The 3,365-nt window shown below is 38.7% G+C and carries 3 protein-coding genes; all 3 read right to left on the reverse strand.

The genetic code is table 11. The features are described 5' to 3' along the window. Positions 1–453 precede the first annotated feature (453 nt). Genes AB4153_RS18615 through AB4153_RS18625 form a run of 3 tightly spaced genes read right to left on the reverse strand, consistent with a single transcriptional unit; the run spans position 454 to position 2,786 of the window. Positions 454–1,461, reverse strand: coding sequence for a CPBP family intramembrane glutamic endopeptidase (locus tag AB4153_RS18615; protein ID WP_371998357.1), 1,008 nt, complete (start codon positions 1,459–1,461; stop codon positions 454–456). A 43-nt stretch (positions 1,462–1,504) separates the two neighbouring features. Further along, the gene (locus AB4153_RS18620) at positions 1,505–2,392 is read right to left on the reverse strand and encodes a sensor domain-containing protein (protein ID WP_303516467.1); all 888 of its coding nucleotides are present in this window, start codon (positions 2,390–2,392) and stop codon (positions 1,505–1,507) included. Further along, on the reverse strand, positions 2,379–2,786 hold the full coding sequence (locus AB4153_RS18625) for a PadR family transcriptional regulator (protein ID WP_371998358.1): 408 nt from the start codon (positions 2,784–2,786) through the stop codon (positions 2,379–2,381). The genes AB4153_RS18620 and AB4153_RS18625 overlap by 14 nt, the downstream gene beginning before the upstream one ends. Between the last annotated feature and the right edge of the window lie 579 nt (positions 2,787–3,365).

The following is a 3,365-nucleotide window of genomic DNA, read 5'->3' on the forward strand; positions in this document are numbered from 1 at the left end:
CTGTTGTTTCCCTTTCGTCGCTCTTTACAAAAGATGTGGGCGAAGCGCCACGATCTTGAGTTGCCATAAACATAAAAGTTTAGTTTGTTCTAACCAACTTACAATTAGTTGGGTCAGAGTCTGACGGCTCCTGACTATCAAGTCGACCACAGTGCTAGTTATGTTTTAGTGTCACCCAAAGGGTGAAAAATACGCTGTGTTTAAACCCAAACAACAACCAGGAAAAATACCACAGATTTTGAATAAAGAGCTGGTTGCGGATCTAAAGCTGATTATTCAAAGTGCTTAAGGTTTTTATATAGGTATTGGAAATATAACAAAGCCTCAATATGAACATATTGAGGCTTTTTGATGGGTTCATATATGAGCTAGCAATTGAAGGTTTAATCCTCTGATTGTCGTTTGTCGCAATCCACGACTAAATAAACTCTATTAAGCCATTAGGATAATAAGCTAAAGTTGTATCCTACTTTTTCGCCACATTCTGTCGAAAACAATCATACAGATGAGAGATAAAATTAAAAATACCCCCATTTGCTCAGAAAAAGGAACAAATCTTGGTGAACTATTCATAGCGGTATGAAGCAAAACCACCATCAATAGGTTTCCCCCTGTACGGTTATATAGCCATGTAAAAACAATACCCAACATTATACAAGCGCCTGCTTTAGCAAAAACCATTTCAGGCGGATCACTATATTGCCCGATAACGAATAATGGGAAATGCCATAAACCCCAAGCAATACCGATAAATACCGAGCTGAGAAGTGGACTAAATCGTTGCTGTAAACGCGGTAACATCCACGCTCGCCAACCTGCCTCTTCGCCAATAGCGACCACCAAAAATGTGAGCAATATTGAACGTGCGGTGTATAAAACCCAAGTCTGCAACTCTAAATTATGCTCAACTGCCTCTGCCTGTATCTTTTCTCCAGTCATGCTAGCCATTAACACACCTAACATCATCCATACTGAAGGGAGCAACAAAGCGATTAACCACCACTTAATCGATACACGCCACTCGCTCACTGAACTTAATGCTTTTGAACGACTAACAGCCAAAGAGGCGATTACAAAGCTCCCAATTACTGCAGACACTATTACACCTAGGATTCCTGTAACAGAAATGCCAGCAGGTCTAGCCTGAGAAAGTTTTTCAGCTGTAATGCCATTACCAGTTAGCAGTATTGAAAAATACAATCCAAACAACAATGCGAAAAAAGCACTAAACCATAACAACCACTTTTTACTTCCAATGTCAGCTCCATGACCACATAGCTGGTTCATAAAAATGGCTGCTAATGCAGGCCCGAAACCTGCACCAACATATATTCGCCCTAACGACCAATCAGAACCTGCAAAGAAAGGAACGGTAAACCAAATTGACCAGGTAAATCCAAAGCAAAGAATCAGAAAAGCACTAATAGGGTACCTTTCTCCAAACGTCTTCAATATTTTCATTGTTAAATACTCATATTTAAGAACTAGAATTTAACTTTTCTCGTTAAATTGAAACCAGCATAGACTTAGCAAATCTTGCATGCAGTTTTCCAATAGTTTTTGCTGCATGTAACGACAGCATTAAACCGATAAGACTAAGAGGGGTGGAAATAGGGAGCCAGTACCAATTAATATCAATACTCAAAGAAGGGTTTATCGTATTGATCAATGGGTCAATAACTGGCGATAACAATAGCAAAATTGAAAATACTGCTGGTAAAACGAAAATGGTGAAATACAGTAAAGATAATGGTAACTGAAGCAATAGGTACAATATCGAAGTCCAATTTTCACGATTTTTAATTAAAGCTATAACCCCTTTTAGAGACTTGAACTGAGATAGGTTGTGCAGAAATTTAGGCCTACGTGGCATACGCTCACCTAATAACGGCTCAATTAATCGCCCTTCAAATAATGAGAAATATCGCATTGAGTTGATGAAAAAAATAAATACCGGTATGCCAATCAATACAAGGGATGCAACGGCGCTACTTAGCCCAACCAATAACACCCAAGCTATATAGACCATAGATAATGGGAAGCTAATAAAATAGTAAATAAGCGCTTTAAAGGCCGCAGTATCTTTTAATATCGAGAAAATTGAACCGGATTGAACATTTGATTGATACTCTTTTCTACCATTAAATGCCAAATCAACAGTTAACTCCATGTCACAGTAATGCTGAGCAATAACTTGCGGAGTACCATAATCTTGGATGATATCCAGCATAGGATTGGCTTTATTACTTGATTCTAATAGTGCTGCACGAAAGTGACTTTCCGCGTCAAATTTAGCATCTTGTACTAATGATAAATCTTGATTGTGTAATGCGGCACTTAACTCACGTAAATAATGTTGAATATCCTTTTCGATAGCTTTATTTGACTTCATCGTTTCCATTTGATTTGCCTGTAATTATTTGATTTACAAAAAGCTGAGTGCGTTGCCAAATCTGCAACCACTCTTCTAATACTTTTTTGCCCAATATTGAGATAGTGAAGTACTTCCTAGGAGGTCCGCTTTCAGAAGGGAGTACCTGACTTTTCAATAAGCCTTTAGCCTCCATATTCCGCAGCACAGGATAGATAACTCCTTGCTTGTCAGTATTAGAGTGACCTAAAAGTTTGGAAATCTGATATCCATAAAGTGGTTTATCTGAGTTGTTCAATATACTCAGCAGCACAAGTGCAGAAGTGCCTGAGTTGAGTTCTTTACTAAACTTTTTAACCAACAGATCAACGGCTTCTTCATGCTCTTTGATATCTTTTTTGTCAATTCCATTCACGTAACAACCACTAGTGTTTAGTTAATACTAGTGGCACAATATCACTAGTGTTAACTAAATACTAGTGATATCTTTTAAGCTTAAGCATTTGGAACTTACCTATACTTAATGAAACCCTAATACCGCTTATTCAACTTTGATTTCCAAACTTCATTTGGATTAGGATCAAGGTCGTCATATGGTCATCAATCCCAAAGTACATTTCCAAACTTCGTTTGGATTAGGATCAAGGTCGTGGCGCTTCGCCCACACCCGACCAAAAGGGTATCAACAGCAATACCCTCTTGGAACACCCCGCTGCCCCTACGAAATTTTCCGAAAAGCGAAAGATTTCAATGGGGACTTTCATAGCGTTAAACCTTATCTGTAGCCCGCTTCGGCAAGCTGCAACTTGGGTTTAGTGAAGCTCTAACGCTTACGATGGGGCGTCCCTTCCCCTCGAAAGCTAGCCAGACATCCATGTCTGGACTCACGTGATTTTTTTGCTTACCTCAATTCAAATTGAACATTTATGCTTTAAAAAGAATTTATCTAGCTATGACAAATGAATTTGCAGGTTCAATGATCTCCGTTGGAAGT

The organism is Shewanella sp. 10N.286.52.E4, from assembly GCF_041468785.1.
Taxonomy (GTDB): Bacteria; Pseudomonadota; Gammaproteobacteria; order Enterobacterales; family Shewanellaceae; genus Shewanella; species Shewanella electrodiphila.

Excerpts from the sequence above, each read along its gene's own strand:
- AB4153_RS18615 (WP_371998357.1), bottom strand. The coding sequence starts at position 1,461 with ATGAAAATATTGAAGACGTTTGGAGAAAGGTACCCTATTAGTGCTTTT.
- AB4153_RS18620 (WP_303516467.1), bottom strand. The coding sequence starts at position 2,392 with ATGAAGTCAAATAAAGCTATCGAAAAGGATATTCAACATTATTTACGT.